Below are 20,873 nucleotides of genomic sequence, written 5' to 3'. Positions count from 1 at the left end.
GTTAAGGTCGTCTGAAGAGGGTAATACTGCGTCCAGCCAGTTCGTACTCTACGGTGTCGGTGATCGCTGTCCCGGCGGCAGCGTCATCTGCCGTAGACAGTTCCAGCACCCATCCCCCTTCGCCAAACTGCGGGATCTGGAACGGCACGGTGCCTTCAAACGGGTTGAACAGCATCAGCACGTCGTGCCAGATGCCGTCCTCCTGCCTGAGATCCGGCCTGCTGATGGAGACCCCGAGCGTCGAGCCCTCATCCCACTGCTCGGCCTGCTGCGGACCGCCTCCGGCATTAAACCAGCGGATCTCCAGCCCGTCGCGCCAGCTTTCACGACGCAATAACGGCTGCGATGCGCGTAGGGCAATGAGCCGTCGTGTAAACTCGTGCAGCGCGGCGTCGTTTTCGGATAACCCCTTCCAGTCGATCCACGAGATCTCGCTGTCCTGGCAGTAGCCGTTATTGTTGCCCTTCTGCGTGCGGCCAAACTCGTCCCCCGCCAGCAGCATCGGCGTGCCGTGGGAAAACAGCAGCGTGGTCAGGAAATTACGCTTCTGCCGTTCGCGGGTGGCAATAATATCCGGGTTCTCCGTCGGCCCTTCTTCGCCATAGTTGTACGAGCGATTATCGTTATGCCCGTCGTTATTGTCCTCGCCGTTGTCGGCGTTATGCTTTTCGTTGTACGACACCAGGTCATTCAGCGTAAAGCCGTCGTGAGCGGTGATGAAGTTGACGCTGGCCCACGGACGACGCCCGCGCAGGTCGTACAGATCGCCGGAGCCGAGCAGACGCGCGGCAAAATCAGTGGAGACGTTGTCCCCCTTCCAGTACTCGCGGACGGTATCGCGGTACTTATCGTTCCACTCGCCCCAGCCCGGCGGGAAACCGCCGACCTGATACCCGCCGGGGCCAATATCCCAGGGTTCGCCAATCAGCTTGAGTCTCGATAACACCGGATCCTGCGATATGGCGTCGAAGAAACCGCCGCGCGGGTCAAACCCTTCCGGCTCGCGGCCCAGGATCGTCCCCAGGTCGAAACGAAAACCGTCAATATGCATCGACTCCGCCCAGTAGCGCAGCGAATCCATCACCATCTGCAGCACGCGCGGGTGCGAGGTATTGACCGTGTTTCCCGTCCCGGTGTCGTTGATGTAGTACCGATGCTGGTCCGGCAGGGTACGGTAATAGCTGTAGTTATCAATCCCCTTGAACGAGAGCGTGGGGCCAAGCTCATTTCCTTCCGCCGTGTGGTTGTACACCACGTCCAGAATCACCTCGATGCCCGCATCGTGATACGCGCGTACCATGTCGCGAAAGCCCTGGATCCCCGCCGGGCCGTAATAGCGCGACGCCGGAGCAAAAAAGCCGAGCGTGTTATAGCCCCAGAAGTTCTTCAGGCCACGGTCTAGCAGATGCTGGTCGTCCGGGAACCAGTGAACCGGCAGCAGCTCCACCGAGGTAATGCCAAGACTCTTGATGTAGTCGACCGAGGCTTTATGCCCCATCCCCTCAAACGTTCCGCGTAGCTCGGGCGGAATGGCCGGGTTCATCTGGGTAAAGCCCTTCACGTGGCTCTCATAGACAACGGTATGCGGCCAGGGCACGTTGGGCCGGCTGTTGTCCTGCCAGTCAAAGGCGTCCGGGTCGATGACCTTGCATTTCGGCGTGAACGGCGCGCTGTCGCGCGTGTCAAAACTGAGGTCCAGTTCATCATGCCCCAGCTCATAGCCGAAATGGGCGTCGTTCCAGTCAATATCGCCCACCAGTTCGCGGGCGTAGGGGTCGATAAGCAGCTTATGCGGGTTGAAGCGATGACCGTTTTCCGGATCGTAGGGGCCGTAGACGCGATAGCCGTACAGCGCGCCGGGCTTCAGGTCGGGTACATAGCCGTGCCAGACCTCATGGGTATATTCGGGCAGCTCCAGCCGGGCGATTTCGGTTTTCCCGGACGGGTCAAACAGACAGAGCTCCACCCGCTCAGCGTGAGCGGAGAACAGCGCGAAGTTGACTCCCTTCCCGTCATAATTAGCACCCAACTGTTGGCCATGACCGGCCCGAATTTCAAACGTAGTATCCTTTGCCATTTTCGTTCTCCACGATTATTCGCAGGTAAGCAGAACCAGTACACATCCCTTTTCTGACGTTAAATCCAGCGTCTCTTGCAGAATGCGGCTTTCACCGCTGAACAGATCCCGATAGCGCTTCCCGGCCAGTTCGTCGGGTATCGCTACCGTGGTATTAACCCACAGCGTTTCGTTGCCGTTGACACCAAAAACCAGACGCGGCACGGCAACAATCAGCGCCTCGTCGTCCTTAACGCGCGCATAGGCAATCAGGTTATCCTCGCGCGCGCCGCTGACCTTAAGCGGCAGCCAGTCGCCGTAGCGGAAAAGCGCGGCGTAATGCGGTCGAAGCCGCAGCAGCGTGGCGGTGACGAACTGTTTAACGCGCCCGTCTCGCCAGCAGGCCGGGTTGTCAAACACCGTGGCATCCGCCGCGCTGAGGCTGTGCACCAGGGTCGGGAAATCCGGCTCCCGTCGGTTATCCGGATCGACGAGGCTAAAGTTGAGCGCCTCGCTGCCCTGATAGATATCCGGCACGCCGGGAGCCGTCAGCTTGATCACCGTCTGGCTGAGGCTGTTCATCAGCCCGGCCTGGATAAAAGGCTGCATCGCCTCGCTGAAATCATGCAGGAACAGGGTGTTGTCCGGCGAAAGCAGGTGCCGCGCGTAGCTCAACACCACGCTCTCATAGCTCTCGTTGCTGTCGATCCAGTCGGTGCGCTGTTTTGCCTCGCGCAGCGCTTTCTCGAGGAAACCAAGAAAACGTTCTTCCAGTGATTTAAGCCCTTCGGCGTCGTCCGGTGATTGCGCGGCGGGCCAGACTCCCGCCAGCGCCTGATAGATCATCCAGGTATCGGCGGCGTTAGGCGCGGTACCGTCATTGAGAAAACGCACCTGGGTCTGGTTCATCTGTCGCCAGCGGGCCAGGTTTTCACCCCACCGTTCCGGCGCCTCCGTCAGGGTGTAGAGGCGCGCCCGGGCATCTTCCCCGCGCTTGGTATCGTGCGTGGAGGTGCCCAGCAGCGCGTCGGGCTGACGGGCGAGACGAATGCGCATCTCCTGGTGGAAACGGGATAATGAAAACGCGCGCGGCGTCGGGTCGGCGCCCACTTCATTGAGCGCCAGCTCCAGGTTATGGCGGAAGAACAGCGTGTCCTCCACCGACTTCGCCATCAGCGGCCCGGTTAGCTGCTGGAAGCGGGTTCTGAAAAGCGCGGCGGACTCGCGGCACGCTTGCGGCAGGTCGCCGGTAAGAATGCGCACAATCAGGCTCAGCGCCGCTTCAGACGTCTCCACGCTGGCGACCACGCGGTTGAGCAGCGCCACGTCCGGCGGGGTTAATCCCTCCCGGGTGCCGTAGGTGCGATAGACCGGAAAGGCGATAAGCAGCTCGCGCAGCGCGTGGCGGATCTCCTCGCGCGGCAGCGCAACCTCATTGCGGCGGGCCAGATCGTCAGCAAGGTTAAGCAGCGTGGTGAATTCGCCCTCAAAATTGCGGTCGGTCATCAGGCCTTTGGCATCGCGCAGCTCGGCGTGGCGATCGACCGTGCTCCCCAGCGTCTCGTCGTGGATTTTCTCCAGGCGCGGCAGATTCGCGTCGTCGACCAGCACTTCCGCCAGCGAAGCGATAAACTCGTAGCCGGTGGTGCCGGAGATCGGCCAGTCTGCGGGGAGCTGTTCTCCCCTGGCGAGAATTTTTTCAACCGTGATGTAGCAGTCGGGTCCGGCTTCCTGCCGCAGGCGCTGCAGATAGCCCAGCGGATCGGCAAGGCCGTCGACATGGTCAATGCGCAGGCCGTCCACCACGCCCGCGTGAACCAGCTCCAGGATCAGCCGGTGCGAATCGTCGAAGACCGCGTCATCTTCAACCCGAACGCCGACCAGCCCGGTGATCTCAAAGAAGCGCCGCCACGAGAGCTGCTTCGGCGCTTCCCGCCAGGACATCAGCCGCCAGCTTTGCGCGTCATGCAGTTCAGCGACGCTCTTATCCTCGCTGTACGTACCCGGATTGAGCGGATACTCGACGTTATAGTAGACCAGCGCGGCCTTTTTGGTGACAGTGTCACGTTTTAGGGTGATGGCCCCCTTCTCCAGCTCCGCTTCAAAGGTGTCACCGAGGAACGGTAGCGTTAGCGGGCGCGAGCCGTCGATATCGAAGTAGCGGAAATAGCGGCTCTGCTGGCCGTATTCAATCACATCCCGCCACCAGGGGTTTTCCAGCGAGGTCGACATATGGTTAGGAACAATGTCCAGAATCAGCCCCATACCGGCCTGCCTAAGCGCTGCGGCCATGCGGTCAAACCCCTCTCGTCCGCCGATTGCGGGGTCGATTTCATTGGGGTTGGTGACGTCATAGCCGTGGGTAGAACCCGCTGTGGCGGTAAACACGGGCGACGCGTAGAGGTGGCTGATACCAAGATCTTTCAGATACGGCACCAGCGCCGCAACGCGGTCAAACGTCATGCCATTACGGAACTGAATACGGTACGTGGCGGAAGGGATCATAACGATGCTTCTCCATCAGCAAAGCGAACGACAATACCGTTCGGCGGTAAAACGTCAGTGACTTCCGGCCAGGCGAAGCGCGTCTCACCCGCGAGATCGGGCAGCACGGCGGGCTTATTGCTGATATTCAGCGCCAGAGAGAGCGTCCCGGACGGGAAGCGCCAGCTCACCGCCACCATGCCGGGCGCGGTCTTGATCACCTTGCCCTGAACGTTGCCGCCATGACGCAGAAGCGGAACGATATGGCGATGACGCAGCGTCAGCAGGTGGCGCGTGAAGCGCAGCCACGTTTTGCCTTCGTCGGTGGCAATCTTATTCCAGTCGAGCTTTGAGCGAACAAAGGTGTTCACGTCATTCGGATCCGGGACGGTTTCATCGTGCCCGGCGTGGCCGGTAAACTCTTTTGCGCGCCCTTCCCGCACCGCCTTTGCCAGATCGCCGTGAAAATCGGTGAAGAACAGGAACGGATGCGTTTCCCCAAACTCCTCGCCCATAAACAGCAGCGGGATATGGGGGGAAAGCAGCAGCGCGGCAAGCAGCACCCGCGTCTTACCGGCCCCCGCAAGGGTGATAAGCCGCTCGCCCTGGGCGCGATTCCCGGTCTGATCGTGGTTCTGAATAAAATCGACGAAGAACTGCGGCGGCTGGGTGTGGCACTCCACCCCGCGGGATTCACCGGTTTGCAGCGAAATCTCGCCCTGGTAGACAAAGCCTTCCGCCAGCGCCCGGGCAAACTTTTTCTCCGGCTCAAAGGCAAAATCCTGGTAGTAGGCGTGCGTTTCGCCGGTGGCAAACACGTGGGCGGCATTGTGGAAGTCATCATTCCACTCGGCGGTGAACAGCGGCGTGTTGCCCTGCTCATCGCGCGGATGCAGGAAAATCACGTTGCGGCTGTCTTCCGTGGTCAGGTGAACGTGACGGTGCGGGATCGCCTCGCGGATCTTCTCTGCAATTTCCTCAAGAATGTGCGTCCCGGAGGCGTCTTTAATCTGGTCGATGGCATCAAAACGTAGCCCATCCAGACGATACTCCGTCAGCCAGTAAAGCGGTGCGTCGGTAATATATTGCCTCACCGGCTCCCGCTCATAGGCGATGCCGTTACCCCAGGGCGTGGTGCGATCCTCATCGAAAAAACCGGGCGACAGCAGGGGCAGATAGTTTCCCTCGGGGCCGAAGTGGTTAAGCACGATATCCAGCACCACGGAAAGCCCAAGGTCGTGCGCCGCGTCGATAAGCGCGTGGAAATCCTCCGGGGTGCCGTAGGCGGCGTGCGGGGCATACAGCAATACGCCGTCATACCCCCAGCCGCGGGTTCCGCCGAACTGGGAGACGGGCATTACTTCAAGCTGGGTAATACCGAGCTCTGCCAGATACGGCAGCTTGTCGATGGCCGCCCGAAAGGTGCCCTCCGGGGTAAAGGTGCCAACGTGCAGTTCATAGATAACCGTCTCTTCCCACGGCCGCCCTGTCCAGTCCCGGTTGAGTGGCTGATAGCGCCGGGGATCGATTACGACGGAGGGGCCGTTAACCTCGCCCTTTTGCGCGCGCGAGGCAGGATCGGGCACCGTCATGCCGTCCTGAAGAACAAATTGGTATTCTGCACCGTGCGTAACGCCGGGTACATCTGCCTGGAACCAGCCGTCGCCGGTTGCCGTCATCGGCACGTCGGCGGTAGCCAGACGTAGCGTAAGTTCTTTCTGTCCTTCTGCCCAGACGCGAAAACGTACTACGTCATCGGAAATAAACTCAGCACCCCACTGCTTTTGAAATGTCCTGAATTCCATTCATTGTCCTCGAATGACCCACATTTTACGCGGAACGAAGTACAAGCTTAGTTCAGGATTGAAAGTGTGTTAGCCCAGCGGATTTAACCGCTTCGTCTATTCTTTATGAAATAACTCACTACCGGGAAAATTATGCAGATTCGAAAAGGATTAAATACTGACCTCGTACGTCTCGAATGCTGTGACTTTTCTTTCACCATTAGCCACATTGCGCGAGAGCCCTTTATCCACTGTGATTTGCATATCGAAGCCGTCACCGAGCCCTGGATTAAAACCTACGAACTCGACATTCAAACCCTTGAAAACCAATGCGTTAATCCGAACGCCATATTTCTTATCGCCGAAACGGATGACGGTGAAATAGCCGGATTTATTACCGCTTCAATTGGCTGGAATAAATTTATCTCAGTGGATTATATTGCCGTTGAGCGTACAAAACGCAGAACCGGCGCCGCACAAAAATTGATGGCCGCCGCACACGTCTGGGCTCGCAGCGTAAACGCGCCGGGATTACGGCTTGAAACACAAAATGTGAACGTCTCTGCCTGTCTGTTCTACCGTAACTACGGGTTCACCCTGGGCGGATACGATCGCTTTCTCTACAACGCCTTACCGGAAAAAGACGAAGTCGCCCTGTTCTGGTATTACATGCTGGTCTAGCAACGCAGCCTTCATATTTCTGTCATCGAATTTCATTACGCTTTCGTGATTTTAACCACGGTGTTGAGGAAAGAAGTGTGAATTCAATGGCTAAGGCATTACTGCTGGCATTACCTGTTTTGAGTGCAACGGCAGCGGCGACGGCCGCCGGGCGCGACCTGTGTGAACCCAAAGCGTACGAAATGGCGCTGCGCTATCAGCAGAAATCGGCAGAGATTATGGCCCTTCAGCTGCAGACGTATCGGTTTGCCACCGAGCGTTTTAACGAAAAGTTAAAAGATCTGAAAACGCCTGAAAATTACGCCGTGGTCATGGACCTGGATGAAACGGTACTGGACAACACCCCTCTGCTGGTGCGCGACACGGAGCAGTGTCACGACTTTACAAAATGGGACACCTGGAGCGACTGGGAGAAACGGGGAAAGCCCGGCTTAATTCCGGGAGCGAAGGCGTTTCTTGACCATGTGAATCAAAGCAAGGTCCGTATCTACTACGTCTCGGACCGCATGCAGGAAAATAAAGCCGATACGCTCAGGACGTTAAAAGCCCTCGGACTTCCGCAGGTGTCCGATGAAAGCGTGCTTCTGGATACGGTCAGCAAGGAAGAGCGTCGCCAGAGCATCCTCAAAAAACAGCAGATCGTGATGCTGTTTGGCGACAGCCTGCCGGATTTCGCCGTGCAGTTTAAAAACAAAAAGCCGAGCGAGCAGCAGCGTGAGCTGGTTGAGGCCAGCGCGGAACACTTCGGTAACGACTGGATTGTGCTGCCTAATGCCGCTTATGGCTCCTGGTCGAAAGCCACGCCGGACAGCTGGAAGCCATGAATTTTGCCGGGTGGCGCTGCGCTTACCCGGCCTATATACGGAATGTAGGCCCGTGCAAGCGTAGCGCCGCCGGGCGATACTCACATCTTCTGGGATGCTAAATATTCATCAACATCTTGCTCGCAGGCGTAGGTGTCGCTCTGAAGGCATTCGCAGTTTTATCCATCACTACCTGAGCGTTAGTGCCTGAATCCAGCACGGTATTTTGTACCGAAGCCGCTTCAATCTGGACGGTTGTCACCGTCAGCGCGTCAAGACCATCGGTCGCCAGTAACGCACTCACCTGCGTAGCGAAACACGCGCTGGCGTCTGCCGCTGCCTCCTCAACAGTGGTTTCGGTTGTGGCGACAATATGATTGTCAGAAATATAATTTCCTTTACCCGACACCACCCGAATAATGACCGGAGTAGCATCCGGCGGGGTTATATATTGCGTATCAATTGTTTCGGAAATATGGTTGGCAATGACGGAATTATTATCACCGCTGATATACAGCAGGCCATATAAATCATCTAAGCCGTTATTGTAGCCCTGCATCGGCCCCCAGGGTTCACGCTCGCGGAAGAAATGGTTTGACGATACAAGGTTTTCAGCGCTGCCTTCTTCGATGACCAGCATGCCTGGGTAAAAGGAATGGAATCGGTTACTGCTGATTGAGGAGCGAACCACCCCGGAGAAATGCACGCTGCTTTTTCCGCGCGGGAATATATTGTTGGCGGTAATTAAAAGGCCGCCGAAGTTTTCAGCGTAAACAGAGTAGCCTCTGTAGCCCGCACCAATCAGGTTATCGGTGATTTTTGAAGCCTGACCGGAACCACGCAACTCAATGCAATTACCACATTCCGCGATGAAGTTGTTATGGATAGCCAGGGCATCAGCATTATAAATGGTCACGCCGTGCTCAAGATAAACCATACCCATACCGCTGATGCGGAAGGAGTCTTGTGCGCTGGCTATGTAGATGCCGGTCTTGCCGTTAAGGTAGCTGTTCTCCGGATCATTGCTTCCAGAACCGTCGTCAACAAAGTGCAGTCCGTCGATGCAAAAATCAGCAAACTCAACCGAGCTTATCCGCGGATCACCGCTGCGCGCAATATAGAATGCGGCTCCAGCAGATTCCTCGGCTCCTTCTTCGGGTGACATATCCACCAGGACACGGCTGCCACCTGGCCATAATTCATGCCAGTTTGGCCAGTCGCTTTCTGGGGTATTAAAGCGAATGCTGGAAGACGTAAAACCATGCCCGGACCCCATGATTTTTAGATAACTAATATCAATGACAACCTGCGTCAGAAGATGATAATCACCTGGTGGAATATAAATCACCGCGCCGGGTTTACCGCCTTCATTCACATCGGTATTTGTTTGCCGACTCTTAATATCTGCGATAATACTATTAATCACTTCACCAATATCATCATATGGATTACCTGCATTCCACTCTGTGACATCGTAATAATTATTACTGGACATGTGTAAAATCCTTTCGATCAATTAATATTCAACAAGTTTATTACTACGCGTAAGTAGGGTTTGTTTCTAGTTCACGCTTTGCTAGCTCGACTTTTATTTTCTCGAGGAAGGTATTATTCAGCTTGAAGTAACGCACTATCCACGCGCTAAAGAAATAGCTCACCATCGGCAATAACGAAAACATCATAATAATGCCCTGGAGGGTCTGCGGATTTTGTTGAGCCTGATTCGCAACATAACCGGTCCAGGACAATATCCACGCGACAATAGCCCCGGCGACAGCCAGTCCCATTTTCAGCATGAAAAGATTCCCGGCAAAAGAAATACCGGTCAGCCGTTTACCAAACTTCCAGTCGCCATAATCGTCGACGTCGGACATCATGGCCCACAGAATTGGCCCAGACTGAATCAGGTGCAGAATATTTATGACAAAAAAGAGCGTCAGTAGCGGCGTTAATGAATGCGGATCGACAAACCACAGGGCAAAGGAAAGTATGCCGAGAATAATATTAATAATGCGAAAGAGTTTAACTTTATCAAAACGATCGGTCAGCGGTTTAGCAATGACGCTACCCAGCATATTGCAGGCCACGCCGAGAGCCATAAAGAAGGTGATAAATCCTACGGAGGCCTGCATCACATAGGTGGCGTAATAGATGGTGACTGCCCCGCGAATGAATGCTGGAAAAACGTTCAGGAAGGTAATGGAGATCATCAACAGCCATTGGTCATTTTTAATGATGTCGTTAAGATCCTTTCTTAAAGAGTCATTGGTCTTAATCGAGACCACACGCTCTTTAATACTGGAAAAACAGAACAAGAACATTAATGTGGCGGCTCCCCCCATGATCATCATGGTCAGTTGAAAGCCAGAGGCCCTATTCCCGTTACCCAGCCAGTCGGTTAACGGCAAAATAGAAGAAGATACAACCAGCGTGGCGAGGCCATTGAGGAAGAAGCGCCATGAAAGACAGCCCAGACGCTCTTTCTGATTAAGCGTAATAACGCCAGCAACCGAGCAGTACGGGATATTTATCGCTGTATAAATCAACGACATAATCAGATAGGTAACCCATGCATAAATAATTTTCCCGTTCATGCTCAGGTCCGGCGTGGTGAACATCAATACCGCGCCCAGACCAAACGGTACGGCCATCCATAATAACCACGGCCGGAACTTACCCCAGCGGGTTCGGGTACGGTCACAAATTGCGCCCATGACGGGGTCGCTGAAGGCGTCGAAAACACGGATTACCAGAAAAAGGGTACCAACAATACCGGCATCAAGGCCATACACGTCGGTATAAAACCAGGTCAGATATAGCGCCAGCACGCTCCAGATCATACATGACCCTGCATCGCCCATACCATAGCCGATCTTTTCTTTCAGACTCAATTTTTCATAAGCGCTGTGTTTATCTGCGGCTGTCATATATATCCTTAGATATTGATAATAAATACAAAGCAAGCTTTATCATCCGAAATCAGGGAAACATTCCCTCTTCGAGTTGCATGTGATTAATAAATACTTAAAGCGTAGTGATATTAAGGGTAATGCTGCTCTCACGAATAATCAGGCGAGAGTCGATTTCAACCATTTCGATACTTTCCTGCTTGTTATTATTGACCATCTGAAATGCCAGATGCGCAATTTCATTTATCGGCTGCGCGACGCTGGTAATTTTCTTGGTCTGCGCCAGCAGCGTATTATCGAAACTCACGATGGCAATGTCCTGTGGGATGCATAACCCCTTGGCATTTAACCCGTCAATAATATAGCTGGCAGCGACGTCGTTATAGATCATCAGGCCCGTACATACCGCTCTTCGGCTGGCTAAATTTTCTATAATATCGTCAAGGATACTGATATGACCTGATATTTTTTCACCCTCACCTTTTGGTATCCAGAATTGGTTCTGTGGATTATGTGCTATGCCGTGTCCGGTGATTTTTTTACTCCAGGCGGATACTTTTCGATTGTCTACGCCCTCCTGTGCAATAAAACCTAATGCGGTATGTCCGGTCTGGATAAAATGTTCCGCAATTTTTTCCGCGCCTTTGCTCTGATCAATCGACACCGAGTTAAAAAAACGGGAAACCTGCGTCACCACGGCAACCGGAATGTGTGTTGCTGTAAGCCACTCCGCCAGTTCAGCTTCCGCTTCCGTCGGCACCCACAGCAAACTGTCAATTCCCATCCCGATCAGGGTATGAACGATCTGTTTATCCTGCTGCGGCTGGTTCTGATGCGTTTTAACGATCACCGTTTTGCCAATGTAACGGGCTTCTTCCTCAAACGTCGCCAGCAGTTCGCAGAAATGCGGGTTGACCAGATTCGGCAGCACGACGGCTATCAGGCCTGAGCACTTACCGCTCAGTTGAATCGCGCTTTTATTGGGTACATAACACAGGTAATCCATCGCATCACGTACCGCCCGACGCGTCTCGGGCACCACGCTGGGGTGATTGTTCAGCACCCGCGATACGGTAGCTGTTGATACTCCAGCTTTTTTTGCGACGTCTTTAATGGAAGCCATAATGATGAAATGTACCCTCTACACGGTGACGTCACTATAAAGTGTGATAGAGGTCAAAAATGTAAGCCAGTTCACATGTTGTTTCGTTACATGAATTCCGGTTCACGCTCTCATTTTTCCATTCGCGTTGCGAAACGTTAGCCGCCGTTTTTCCACTGGACCTATCCAGCCCATTTATAGGTCCTATCATTTCTGGGCAGGTTCTTATAATTTTACGAAGAAGTAAGATGAGCGCTTTCAAAGGAGACTCGTATGCTTACCGTGAAAAAACTTGCTCTGTCCACGCTGATTTCCAGTTCACTGCTTTTCTACCCTGCGCTTCAGGCGTCGGCAGAGACGCCTCAGCACGTCGTTAAACAACCGGCGGGCGGATACAGCGTTCAGGTCGGCGACGTTCTGGTTACCTCGTTTACGGACGGGACCGTCGCGCAGGATCTGCACAAGCTGCTGCGCCGGACAACGCCGCAAAAAATTGATGCGCTGCTTGCGAAAAATTTCCAGACCAGTCCGGCCGAGGTGTCCATCAACGCGTTCCTGATTGCGATGCCCGGACATAAAATTCTGGTAGATACGGGATCAGGCCAGCTCTTTGGCCCCGGCAACGGCGGACGTCTGATTGAGAGCCTCGCCACGCAGGGGATTAAACCCGAGGACATTACTGAAGTCCTGCTGACCCACGCCCACTCCGACCACGCCGGTGGCCTGGTGAAAGACGGCAAGGTGGTGTTCAGCAACGCGCGCGTTTTTGTTGGCAAACCGGACGTCGACTTTTTCTTTAACGACGAGAATCAGAAAAAAACCGGCTACGGAAAGAACTACTTTGACGTCGCGCAGAAAACCTTAAAACCCTATCTTGACGCCGGTAAGGTGGTGCCGTTTAGCGGCACATCTGACATTCTCCCGGGGCTGACCGGCACGGTCCATCCCGGCCATACGCCGGGGTCAGCCTTCTACACTCTGACAAGCAAAGGCGAGAAGATCACCTTCGTCGGCGACATCATTCACGCCGCGGCGGTCCAGTTCCCGCAGCCTGACGTGACCATTACCTACGATGAAGATCAGAGCAAAGCGGCAAGCGTGCGCGAACGTGCGTTTGCCGACTTTGTGAAAAATAAAGACCTGGTTGCCGCGCCCCATCTGCCGTTCCCGGGTATCGGCTATGTCACCAAAGGCGAAAACGGCGGCTATGCCTGGGTCCCTGTCACCTATACCAACCGGGACGCCAGCAGCGCGAAATAAGATGACGCCCCTCTCTGACATGGACATAGACCTGATCCTGACCCTGGACGCGCTGCTTCAGGACAGGAATATCACCCATGCGGCCGCGCGGCTCGGCATCAGCCAGCCCGCGCTGTCCGCCCGTCTCGCGCGTCTGCGAACACTGTTTGGCGAACCGCTGTTTATCCCCTCCCCACATGGACGTGGGGTGTTGCCCACGCCGAGAGCGGAAGCGCTTAAGCCTCAGGTGGAGAACGTACTGCGCGGCATCAGCGCGATGTTTGCCCCCACCACTTTTGATGCCCCCACCAGCCGCCGGACCTTTGTTATCGCTCTGCATGAAAACCCGGCGCTGATGCTGGGCACCGGGCTGCTTAACCAGGTGAGCACCGATGCTCCCGGTATCCGCCTGCGCTTCGCCCTGCCGGAGATGGCCGAACTGCCGCAGCAGCTGGAAAACGGTGATGTCGATATCTACATCGGCGTGAGCGCGGGTGCCCATGACGGCTGGGTCAGACGTAAACTGCTCGACGACGCGTTTGCCACCGCCCAGCGTAAAGACCATCCGCGCGGGAACGGTGCGTTAGACCTGGAAAGCTACTGCGCGCTTTCTCATCTGGTGGTGTCGTCGGCGGGGGATCCGTTTACCGGCTTTGTCGATCAAACCCTGGCCGGGCTGGGCTATCAGCGACACGTCGCGATGTCCACGCAGAGCTATGCCGTGGCGCCTGCGCTTGTCGCCGGTACCGATCTTGTTTGCACGTTACCGGAACGGATGCTGCGACAGTTTGCCAGCACGCTGGATATTTTTCCGCCGCCGCTGCCGCTACAGCCCATAACCATCTACATGTACTGGCACCCGAAAAACAGTCAGGATCCAGCGAACGCCTGGCTACGCGAGCTGCTGCTGCAGGCGGCCGGACGTCAGGCGTGATCGAGGGTAGCCAGAAACTTTTTAAGCACCTCTGAGCGAATAATTCGCTGGCAAACCAGCGTCAGCTCGCTCTCCCGCAGCCGGTCGAGGATGTCCACGTAGACGACGTTCTCAACGCTCACCACCTTTGCCGAGGCAGGCAGCAGCGCCAGCCCAAATCCCGCCGAGACCAGGCTTATCACCGTGGGCACGTCGGTCGCGTTTTGCACCACGTCCGGCTGAAAGCCCGCCCCGCTGCAGGCGTCATAAAAGTACTGTTCCAGCCCCATTCCTTCCGGGTCGCGCAGGGAGATCCATTTTTCGTCCTTCACCGACGAAAGCGTCAGCGCGGACGATTCGGCCAGGGGGTGCTGACGATACAGCGCCAGCACCGTTTTCTCCGAGGCGAACGGACGACTTTGCAGATCGTCAGGCAGCGACGGCAGCGGCGCCCGGATAATGGCCACATCGAGCTGGTTGCTTTGCACGGCTGCGTAGAGCGTCTGCACGTTTCCCGTCACCAGCGACATGGTAATGGCCGGCCAGCGCGTATGCATCTGGCGCAGCGCGGCGGGGAGCCTGCCGTCGAACATCGCGCTCGACACGCACCCCAGGTTTAACACCCCCTGCTCGCCCCTTGCCGTTTGCCTGGCGTCCAGCACCGCCTGCTCGGTCAGGGAGATGGCGAGCCTGGCTTTCACCAGAAACGCGTCGCCCGCGGGCGTCAGGGTTAAGCGGCGGTTCGCCCGGCTAAAGAGCGTGACGCCTAAACGTTCTTCCAGCGCCTTTATCTGCTGGCTCAGGGCCGGTTGCGCCATATTCAGACGCTCAGCGGCCCGGTGCATGTGGAGCTCTTCGGCAACGACGATGAAATGGCGCATCTGACGAAACTGCACGGAACACCTCCCTTTTGATATGAATTTACTTATCAATTTTGCAGTAATGATGCAATTGATGCTATTGGTCATTGCCATAAAAATGGAGGTATTCAAACGAGGGAGGAAAATATGGAAAACCCGATCAACGATCTCCGCAGCGCCATCGCCCTGCTGCAGCGCCACGAAGGGCAGTATATCGAAACCGATTTTCCGGTCGATCCCAACGCGGAGCTGGCGGGAGTCTACCGTCATATTGGCGCGGGCGGCACGGTAAAACGCCCAACCCGCACGGGCCCGGCCATGATGTTCAACAGCGTGAAGGGCTATCCGGGTTCCCGCATTCTGGTGGGCATGCACGCCAGCCGCGAGCGCGCGGCGCTTCTTCTGGGGTGCGAACCCTCTGAACTGGCAAAACACGTCGGGCAGGCGGTGAAAAAGCCGGTGGCACCCGTCGTTGTCCCTGCATCCCAGGCACCCTGTCAGGAACAGGTCTTCTACGCTGACGATCCTGACTTCGACCTGCGCAAGCTGCTTCCGGCACCGACAAACACGCCGATTGATGCAGGCCCGTTCTTCTGTATGGGGCTGGTGCTGGCAAGCGATCCGGAAGACAGCTCGCTGACGGACGTCACCATTCACCGCCTCTGCGTTCAGGAGCGGGACGAGCTTTCCATGTTCCTTGCCGCCGGTCGGCATATTGAAGTCTTCCGCAAAAAAGCCGAAGAGGCCGGGAAACCGCTGCCGGTGACCATCAACATGGGGCTCGATCCCGCCATCTATATCGGCGCGTGCTTTGAGGCCCCCACCACGCCGTTTGGCTACAACGAGCTTGGCGTCGCCGGGGCGCTGCGCCAGCAGCCGGTCGAGCTGGTGCAGGGCGTGGCGGTAAAAGAGAAAGCCATCGCGCGGGCGGAAATCATCATTGAAGGCGAACTGCTACCGGGCGTGCGCGTGAGGGAAGATCAGCACACCAATACCGGCCACGCGATGCCGGAGTTCCCGGGCTACTGCGGCGAGGCGAACCCGTCTCTGCCGGTGATCAAAGTGAAAGCGGTGACCATGCGAAACCACGCAATCCTGCAAACGCTGGTGGGACCGGGAGAAGAACATACCACGCTGGCCGGTTTGCCGACGGAGGCCAGCATCCGCAATGCCGTTGAGGAGGCCATTCCGGGCTTCCTGCAAAACGTCTATGCGCATACCGCGGGCGGCGGCAAGTTCCTCGGTATTTTGCAGGTGAAAAAACGCCAGCCGTCAGACGAAGGACGTCAGGGCCAGGCGGCGCTTATCGCCTTAGCCACCTATTCGGAGCTGAAGAACATTATTCTTGTCGATGAAGACGTGGATATTTTCGACAGCGACGACATCCTGTGGGCGATGACCACCCGCATGCAGGGCGATGTCAGCATCACGAATATTCCGGGGATCCGCGGCCACCAGCTGGATCCGTCGCAGTCGCCGGATTACAGCACCTCGATTCGCGGAAACGGCATCTCCTGCAAGACCATCTTCGACTGCACGGTGCCGTGGGCGCTGAAGGACCGCTTCGAGCGCGCGCCATTTATGGAGGTTGACCCGCGTCCGTGGGCGCCAGAGCTGTTTGCCACCAACACAAAATAGAAAACAGCACGCGTATGGCCCGGAGGTCATACGCTTACTTTCTTTTCAAGCGTGGCAATATTTTTACCTGCCTTTCGTTCCACTGAGAAACGATCGACGCTCAGCAAAATGAGCATCAGCCCCCTGCCGCTCTCCAGCAACGGAGAGATTTCGCAGAAGCGGTCTCGTCGGGCGGCCTCAAGCCTCTCGAGCGGGAATGCATCACCCGCGTCGGTAAAGATAACGCAGACATTATGGTCCCGGATGTCGAACTGTACGCTGAATACGCGCGAGGCATCCTCATGCAGCGCGTGCCGGATGATATTCGTTGCCACTTCACAGACGGCGAGATCGAGCGCAAAACGCCACTCATCGTCAACGGCAAACGCGCCCAGCCTGTCTCCCAGCCAGCCGGCCAGCGGCGTCAGGGAAACGAGCGCCGCCGGAAAATTTGCCTGCACCGGCGTCTGCATCTACTGCCCCAGCTGCGCAAGCGCGCTGTTTTTATCCGGATAGATGCGGAATATGCGATCCATCCGGGTCAGAGTGAACATATTCATGATCCCGGGGTTCAGGGAACATAAAGCCATTTCGCCTTTCCCGTTCATCAGCTTAAACAACGACACCAGCATCCCCAGCCCGCTGCTGTCGATAAAATCCACTTTGCTAAAGTCGACAATCAAGGCTTTACGATCGCTGCCAATTTCTTCCGTGACAGAAGCCTTAAACGCCGCGGCAATGGACGCATCCAGCCGCCGGACCGCTGGCGTGAGAATATTGGCATGCGGTAATCGTTCAGTGTTAATAATCATTCTGTTCTCCCTGACGCTCGATCACTAACAGTGAAACGTCATCGGTTAAGGCGGTCGGTTCATCACGATTTGCGTTGCGCCAGCCGGTCAGGTGGTCACCGAACCGCGGCAAGAGTTCTTCAACCGGCATCCGGACATGCTGATGAAGCCAGCGTTCGAGACGTTGCGAGCCAAACTGCTCGCCCTCGCTATTCTCGCACTCCGTGATGCCGTCACTGAATAAGCATAAGCGATCCCCTGGATTGAGGGTAAAAGCGACATCCTCCCAGCTGAGATCGGGCATCAGCCCGACAGGCGGTCCACCCTCGCCTACGGAAGTGACGGCATTGTCTGCATTCACAATCACGGGAGTAGGATGTCCCGCCTGGCACAACAGCCCCTGACCACTTTCGGGGTCGATCACGCCGTAGATGATGGTGAAATAGCTGGTGATGTCGTTTTCTTCACTGCAAAAGCGGCTGTTCAGTATTCTGATGACCTCAGCAGGCGACTGAATTCCACCCTCTGCAGTAAACAAAAATCGGTCCACCACCCGGCCGTGCAGGAACTGACGCGCCACCGCGAGGGACATCATCGCGGCCCCCACGCCGTGACCGGACACGTCTACGCAATAGAACCCCAGATGAGAGTCCAGAGGAAAAATATTGAAGACATCGCCCGATACCCAGGCAGACGGCAAGAAAAGCCAGTCGGAAAAGTAGTCCCCGAAGCGTAAGCGGTGTGAAGGCAGAACCGAGTGCTGAACGCGCGCCGCCAGCTCAAGATCTTGTTCAATCTGGTGTAACGCTTCACTCAGGCGCTTGTTGTGCGCCGCGAGGGTCGCCTCCAGCGTCAAAATACGTACCCCGGCGTGGAGCCTCGCCCGTAGTTCAGCCTGTTCGACAGGCTTGCTTAAAAAATCATCCGCCCCCGCATCAAAGCCCTGTGTTAAATCCCCGGCATTTTCGCGTGCCGTCAGCAGGATGACATACACGTAGCGGCCAAACTGACGGTTGCGTATCGTCTGGCAGAGCGTGAGCCCATCCATTTCCGGCATCTCCCAGTCGCTTATCACCATGCTGACCGGCTGGCTGGACAATATTTCCAGCGCAGCAACGCCATTTTCCGCCTCGCTCACGATATACCCCCACTCGGTGAGCATTCGGGAGAGCAACCGACGATAAATCAGCGAATCTTCAACGATTAACACGTGCAGCGCTGACATGCATCCCTCCTATAGCGGTAAGAACCAGATGAGACTCACGGTCCCTTCCCTGAATTTTGCATTACCGTTTCCATGTCCCGGATAGCGCGTCCCGGCATAGTTTGCGTACTGGACGGAGAACGATCCCGGCGTATAGCCCGCATAGCCGAAGCTGTAGCTGTAATCGCCGTTCCAGGGCTGCTGCTGGCTGCTGTCCGGGAACCAGAACGCCGTTGCGCGAACGAAGAAATGTTGTTTGAAGGTATAGCCGCAGCCGCCGAGCATGACGTTTTTATTTTTGCGGATGTCATCGCTGCTGAGGTCGTAGTAGCGCGGGACCCAGCTGTACCCGACCTGGCAAATGATGGAGTCTCCTTTATTAATCAGGAGCGTGTTTTCAACCGGTTTCGGTAGCGAAAACTTATAGGCCAGCGTAAAGGCACCCTGTTCGAAATAGGTGTGTCTTCGGCTCCCCGACGTCCAGAAGTGGTTATCGCCGTAGTTGCCGTATACCAGGCTAACCGTATTGGCGTGCCAGTCGTCATAGCCGAAGCTGTAGCGAAAATCCGCGGTGTAGCGGTTGGTATCTCTGACCGGTAGCCGGGAGGTAATGTTGGCAAACCAGAAGCTGTAGGGGGAATACTGAAGACTAAGATTCAGCGTCTGGTTAATTTTTTTCTCCTGCGCGGCACTGTCCGAGCTATTGGGCACGCTCACCATCTGCTCTTTCAGCCCCGAACTAAAGCTCAGGGCACCAGAGAATTTCTTGTCATTCCCCGAGAACAAACGCCCCCACCGGCTGGTAAAGACGCCAGCCTGAACGGGTTCGTCATTCTTATCGCGCAACGTCTCTTTCTCATTGCTCTGCGCCGCATCCGCCGCGGGTATTGCGGCGAGTAAGACGCCCGCCAGGAGCCATTTTTCGCGCATAACCGCCATCCTTAGTTAGGTATCCAGCGTGCGGCGACGTTGTATTTTGCCATGAGCCACAAAATGCCCAGTGCCGCAGCATGCACTACCGTATTTTCTATCCAGGCATGACGCCACAAATCGAAGGTGATGAACTGACTCACCAGCAGCACCACGTACACATGCAAAATAAAGGTATATAGCGAGTGCTGGCCTAGCGGGATCAGGAACCATCCCAGCAGGCGGTTGAGCGGCCCCCAGCACCAGGTCAGCACCAGATAGACGGTGACCATCAGGGCGATATCGTTTAACACCCGCACCGGGCCCAGCCCATTTTTCGCCGCCCAGGTGTGATAAAAGGTATTGAAGCTGTCAGGCGGAATCACGTGCATCAGCAGCGCGGGGGGCATAAACGGGTTGGTATGGTTCTGTGCGACGAACCCCAGAATGAGCGCCACCATCACCAGCGCAACCACCACCACTTTACCTGCCGGCGTGCGTGCGAAAGAGATCAGTTCGGCTTTATACCAGCCGCTGGCCATGCCCAGAACAAAGATGAACTGCCAGGCGAGCAGCGGAAAGGCGAATTCAAATTCCGACGGCGTCAACCGGAGCGGCCACCGCTGCCACAGGCTGTACACCAGCAGCGACAGCCCCAGCATCCACCAGACTTTACCCTTCTGTAGCATCCCCAAAAATAGCGGGCTGAAGAGCAGCAAAAAGATATACAGCCCCAGAATTTGCGTCTGATGGGGGCCAATCTGCAAATAGAGGATAATGTTGAACCAGGTCTCTTTTATTTGTGGCGTGACTGGATAAAGCGACCAGCTTTCACCCGAAAAGCGATCGGTAAAATGAGTAACCTCGAAAAGATTAATATGCGGGACATATGCCAGAAGAATAAATGACACTATGATAATGATATTTACACGATATATTTTCCACGCCCTGAGATAAAGCCCCCATGAAACCGTGAGTAATACGACTTTTTGCAGGCGAGCGCGATTCAACATACCCAGCATAAATCCCGAGAGAATGACAAACCCTTCAGCACCTGTGGTCAACCCGAAACGCTCCCAGGAAAATATATTAAATACCGACATCACTTCAGTATGCGCAACGACCATCATGACGAGAGCAATTCCGCGCATAAAGTCGATTCTCAGGTCCCGAGCGCCTGCAACGGCATACCGACATGATGTTGATTTTGCTATATCTTCTTGCGCGATCGACGGCGCAATATGGCTCATAGGGTGTCCTTTGCCTGCAAACGAAAATTAACGTCTAAATAAAGTAGATAGCCTAAAGGAATAGTAACCGCAATTTATCGCGGGCAGATAAGAAGGATTAAGCAGAATTTAATCACAATTAACCAACGGTAAATAATAGTAATAAACGTGGCTGGACACTTTTATTCGGCGTTATACACTTACCTTAAATCTTGTTTAATCGCTATTTTCTTTGGCCTTCTGGCAACTGCCTTCGCAGCAGAATGGGTCTGCATTTTCACGGAATCAGGAA

17 protein-coding genes are annotated in these 20,873 nt (G+C 55.5%); 5 read left to right on the top strand and 12 right to left on the bottom strand.

What is annotated here, in order from left to right; genetic code table 11:
- Position 1 precedes the first annotated feature (1 nt).
- From glgX to treZ, 3 genes are read right to left on the bottom strand one after another with little or no spacing between them, the layout of a single operon-like run.
- Entirely contained in the window at positions 2-2,077 is a 2,076-nt protein-coding gene (gene glgX, locus AB8846_RS03830) for a glycogen debranching protein GlgX (protein WP_370732088.1), read from the bottom strand.
- Positions 2,078-2,092: 15 nt separating this feature from the next.
- Entirely contained in the window at positions 2,093-4,561 is a 2,469-nt protein-coding gene (gene treY / locus AB8846_RS03825) for a malto-oligosyltrehalose synthase (protein ID WP_370732087.1), read from the bottom strand.
- Positions 4,558-6,345 (bottom strand): malto-oligosyltrehalose trehalohydrolase, encoded by a 1,788-nt coding sequence (gene treZ, locus AB8846_RS03820; RefSeq protein ID WP_370732086.1) that lies wholly within the window; start codon positions 6,343-6,345, stop codon positions 4,558-4,560. The genes treY and treZ overlap by 4 nt, the downstream gene beginning before the upstream one ends.
- Before the next feature lie 132 nt (positions 6,346-6,477).
- Between treZ and AB8846_RS03815 the strand changes: the two genes are divergently transcribed.
- Positions 6,478-7,005, top strand: coding sequence for a GNAT family N-acetyltransferase (locus AB8846_RS03815; protein ID WP_370732085.1), 528 nt, complete (start codon positions 6,478-6,480; stop codon positions 7,003-7,005).
- Positions 7,006-7,082: 77 nt separating this feature from the next.
- Positions 7,083-7,829, top strand: coding sequence for a 5'-nucleotidase, lipoprotein e(P4) family (locus tag AB8846_RS03810; RefSeq protein ID WP_370732084.1), 747 nt, complete (start codon positions 7,083-7,085; stop codon positions 7,827-7,829).
- A gap of 97 nt (positions 7,830-7,926) precedes the next feature.
- Here AB8846_RS03810 and AB8846_RS03805 read toward each other — a convergent pair whose 3' ends face one another.
- From AB8846_RS03805 to AB8846_RS03795, 3 genes are all read right to left on the bottom strand, one after another.
- On the bottom strand, positions 7,927-9,303 hold the full coding sequence (locus AB8846_RS03805) for a NosD domain-containing protein (protein WP_370732083.1): 1,377 nt from the start codon (positions 9,301-9,303) through the stop codon (positions 7,927-7,929).
- Between the two features lie 43 nt (positions 9,304-9,346).
- Positions 9,347-10,735, bottom strand: coding sequence for a glycoside-pentoside-hexuronide (GPH):cation symporter (locus tag AB8846_RS03800; RefSeq protein WP_370732130.1), 1,389 nt, complete (start codon positions 10,733-10,735; stop codon positions 9,347-9,349).
- Between the two features lie 97 nt (positions 10,736-10,832).
- The gene (locus tag AB8846_RS03795; protein WP_370732082.1) at positions 10,833-11,840 is read right to left on the bottom strand and encodes a LacI family DNA-binding transcriptional regulator; all 1,008 of its coding nucleotides are present in this window, start codon (positions 11,838-11,840) and stop codon (positions 10,833-10,835) included.
- Between the two features lie 252 nt (positions 11,841-12,092).
- Between AB8846_RS03795 and AB8846_RS03790 the strand changes: the two genes are divergently transcribed.
- A complete protein-coding gene (locus AB8846_RS03790) occupies positions 12,093-13,079 on the top strand; it encodes an MBL fold metallo-hydrolase (protein ID WP_370732081.1) in 987 nt (328 codons plus the stop codon).
- A 1-nt stretch (position 13,080) separates the two neighbouring features.
- Positions 13,081-13,992, top strand: a complete 912-nt coding sequence (locus AB8846_RS03785) for a LysR family transcriptional regulator (RefSeq protein ID WP_370732080.1) — start codon at positions 13,081-13,083, stop codon at positions 13,990-13,992.
- Here AB8846_RS03785 and AB8846_RS03780 read toward each other — a convergent pair.
- A complete protein-coding gene (locus AB8846_RS03780) occupies positions 13,983-14,867 on the bottom strand; it encodes a LysR substrate-binding domain-containing protein (RefSeq protein WP_370732079.1) in 885 nt (294 codons plus the stop codon). The genes AB8846_RS03785 and AB8846_RS03780 overlap by 10 nt on opposite strands.
- 111 nt (positions 14,868-14,978) lie before the next feature.
- Here AB8846_RS03780 and AB8846_RS03775 point away from each other — a divergent pair, with 111 nt between their 5' ends.
- Positions 14,979-16,469: a UbiD family decarboxylase gene (locus tag AB8846_RS03775; RefSeq protein ID WP_370732078.1), complete on the top strand. Its 1,491-nt coding sequence runs from the start codon at positions 14,979-14,981 to the stop codon at positions 16,467-16,469.
- Between the two features lie 26 nt (positions 16,470-16,495).
- Here AB8846_RS03775 and AB8846_RS03770 read toward each other — a convergent pair whose 3' ends face one another.
- From AB8846_RS03770 to opgC, 5 genes are read right to left on the bottom strand one after another with little or no spacing between them, the layout of a single operon-like run.
- On the bottom strand, positions 16,496-16,921 hold the full coding sequence (locus AB8846_RS03770) for an ATP-binding protein (protein WP_370732077.1): 426 nt from the start codon (positions 16,919-16,921) through the stop codon (positions 16,496-16,498).
- Positions 16,922-17,260, bottom strand: coding sequence for an STAS domain-containing protein (locus AB8846_RS03765; RefSeq protein ID WP_032657000.1), 339 nt, complete (start codon positions 17,258-17,260; stop codon positions 16,922-16,924). It lies immediately after the preceding gene.
- Positions 17,250-18,464 carry a PP2C family protein-serine/threonine phosphatase gene (locus AB8846_RS03760; protein ID WP_370732076.1) on the bottom strand — a complete coding sequence of 405 codons (1,215 nt, stop codon included), beginning with the start codon at positions 18,462-18,464 and terminating at the stop codon, positions 17,250-17,252. Before AB8846_RS03760 ends, AB8846_RS03765 begins: the two co-directional genes overlap by 11 nt.
- A 9-nt stretch (positions 18,465-18,473) precedes the next feature.
- Entirely contained in the window at positions 18,474-19,373 is a 900-nt protein-coding gene (locus AB8846_RS03755) for a hypothetical protein (RefSeq protein ID WP_331412248.1), read from the bottom strand.
- A gap of 11 nt (positions 19,374-19,384) precedes the next feature.
- Positions 19,385-20,602: an OpgC domain-containing protein gene (opgC, locus tag AB8846_RS03750; RefSeq protein ID WP_370732075.1), complete on the bottom strand. Its 1,218-nt coding sequence runs from the start codon at positions 20,600-20,602 to the stop codon at positions 19,385-19,387.
- Positions 20,603-20,873 lie beyond the last annotated feature (271 nt).

This window comes from Enterobacter sp. KB-221C9, from assembly GCF_041320715.1.
In the GTDB taxonomy this organism is placed as follows: Bacteria; Pseudomonadota; Gammaproteobacteria; order Enterobacterales; family Enterobacteriaceae; genus Enterobacter; species Enterobacter asburiae_D.
Note: the sequence above shows the minus strand (reverse complement) of the source record. Positions and strands in the feature narration are given on the sequence as shown.

Excerpts from the sequence above, each read along its gene's own strand:
- glgX (WP_370732088.1), bottom strand. The coding sequence starts at position 2,077 with ATGGCAAAGGATACTACGTTTGAAATTCGGGCCGGTCATGGCCAACAG.
- treY (WP_370732087.1), bottom strand. The coding sequence starts at position 4,561 with ATGATCCCTTCCGCCACGTACCGTATTCAGTTCCGTAATGGCATGACG.
- treZ (WP_370732086.1), bottom strand. The coding sequence starts at position 6,345 with ATGGAATTCAGGACATTTCAAAAGCAGTGGGGTGCTGAGTTTATTTCC.
- AB8846_RS03815 (WP_370732085.1), top strand. The coding sequence starts at position 6,478 with ATGCAGATTCGAAAAGGATTAAATACTGACCTCGTACGTCTCGAATGC.
- AB8846_RS03805 (WP_370732083.1), bottom strand. The coding sequence starts at position 9,303 with ATGTCCAGTAATAATTATTACGATGTCACAGAGTGGAATGCAGGTAAT.
- AB8846_RS03800 (WP_370732130.1), bottom strand. The coding sequence starts at position 10,735 with ATGACAGCCGCAGATAAACACAGCGCTTATGAAAAATTGAGTCTGAAA.
- AB8846_RS03795 (WP_370732082.1), bottom strand. The coding sequence starts at position 11,840 with ATGGCTTCCATTAAAGACGTCGCAAAAAAAGCTGGAGTATCAACAGCT.
- AB8846_RS03790 (WP_370732081.1), top strand. The coding sequence starts at position 12,093 with ATGCTTACCGTGAAAAAACTTGCTCTGTCCACGCTGATTTCCAGTTCA.
- AB8846_RS03785 (WP_370732080.1), top strand. The coding sequence starts at position 13,081 with ATGACGCCCCTCTCTGACATGGACATAGACCTGATCCTGACCCTGGAC.
- AB8846_RS03775 (WP_370732078.1), top strand. The coding sequence starts at position 14,979 with ATGGAAAACCCGATCAACGATCTCCGCAGCGCCATCGCCCTGCTGCAG.
- AB8846_RS03770 (WP_370732077.1), bottom strand. The coding sequence starts at position 16,921 with ATGCAGACGCCGGTGCAGGCAAATTTTCCGGCGGCGCTCGTTTCCCTG.
- AB8846_RS03765 (WP_032657000.1), bottom strand. The coding sequence starts at position 17,260 with ATGATTATTAACACTGAACGATTACCGCATGCCAATATTCTCACGCCA.
- AB8846_RS03760 (WP_370732076.1), bottom strand. The coding sequence starts at position 18,464 with ATGTCAGCGCTGCACGTGTTAATCGTTGAAGATTCGCTGATTTATCGT.
- AB8846_RS03755 (WP_331412248.1), bottom strand. The coding sequence starts at position 19,373 with ATGCGCGAAAAATGGCTCCTGGCGGGCGTCTTACTCGCCGCAATACCC.
- opgC (WP_370732075.1), bottom strand. The coding sequence starts at position 20,602 with ATGAGCCATATTGCGCCGTCGATCGCGCAAGAAGATATAGCAAAATCA.